The sequence below is a fragment of the Actinomadura sp. K4S16 genome (assembly GCF_008327685.1).
Taxonomy (GTDB): Bacteria; Actinomycetota; Actinomycetes; order Streptosporangiales; family Streptosporangiaceae; genus Spirillospora.
Map to the genome: position 1 here is coordinate 1 of NZ_BDDE01000008.1, position 508 is coordinate 508.

The following is a 508-nucleotide window of genomic DNA, read 5'->3' on the forward strand; positions in this document are numbered from 1 at the left end:
AAGCGGACGACCGCAAGACCGGTGGCCACTGGGAAGGCGATCTGGTCATGGGAACCCGGCCCTCAGCCATCGCCACGCTGGTCGAACGCACCAGCCGCCGTGTCTGCCTCGTCGCGCTCCCCGACGGGATCAAAGCCCACCAGGTCCGGCCGCATCTCACCCGCGCCGCTCTGCAGATCGAACCCCACCTGCGGCGAACGCTGACCTGGGACCGCGGCCGCGAAATGGCCGAACACGCCCGCTTCACCGCCGACACCGCCATGCCCGTCTACTTCTGCAAACGTCGCAGCCCCTGGCAGAGAGGAACCAACGAAAACACCAACGGCCTCCTGCGCCAGTACCTGCCCAAGAACCGCGACCTGCGCACATTCACCCAAGCAGACCTGGACGCCATCGCCGCCGACCTCAACCACCGGCCTCGCAAAATCCACGGCTACCGAACACCCAACGAGGTTTACGCTGACCTTTGCGGCCAGGTCGATGCATTGATCCACTGAGACCGCCATCG

1 protein-coding gene is annotated in these 508 nt (G+C 65.7%); it reads left to right on the plus strand.

All coding sequences use genetic code 11. From position 1 onward, the window contains the following. A partial coding sequence (locus K4S16_RS00040; RefSeq protein WP_149256723.1) for an IS30 family transposase occupies positions 1 to 497 on the plus strand: 497 nt, incomplete at its 5' end. Positions 498 to 508 lie beyond the last annotated feature (11 nt).